We start from the raw sequence: 376 nt of genomic DNA, 5'->3' as shown, positions 1-376 counted from the left end.
GTAATATCATTTATAGCTGCTAGACATTTAAATGCGCAAGAGCTAGGGGATGATATTGCGGTAGGACTTGGTGTTCCTTTAACGAAGTCACGCGTATTCATGTTATTACTTAGTACAGCTTTAATTGGTGGAGCAGTTGCCTTTGCTGGAGGAATTGGATTTGTTGGTTTAATGGCACCTCATATTTCACGAAGACTAGTTGGTTCTTTATATGGTGCATTACTCCCAGTTGCGGCGATCGTTGGTGCAATTTTAGTACTTGCTGCAGATTTAATTGGGCGTACAGTTTTCACCCCACTTGAAATTCCAGCAGGGGTATTTACATCAGCAATTGGTGCACCTTATTTTATTTATTTACTTTATAAAAGTCGGAATT

General features: G+C 39.4%; 1 protein-coding gene. It reads left to right on the top strand.

The window, feature by feature from the left end; all coding sequences use genetic code 11:
• Positions 1-376, top strand: a 376-nt coding sequence (locus MR079_RS28535) for a FecCD family ABC transporter permease (protein ID WP_242295097.1), incomplete at both ends; no start/stop codon positions are given.

The sequence above is a fragment of the Bacillus cereus group sp. BfR-BA-01381 genome, from assembly GCF_022663555.1.
Lineage (GTDB): Bacteria > Bacillota > Bacilli > Bacillales > Bacillaceae_G > Bacillus_A > Bacillus_A pacificus.
Note: the sequence above shows the minus strand (reverse complement) of the source record. Positions and strands in the feature narration are given on the sequence as shown.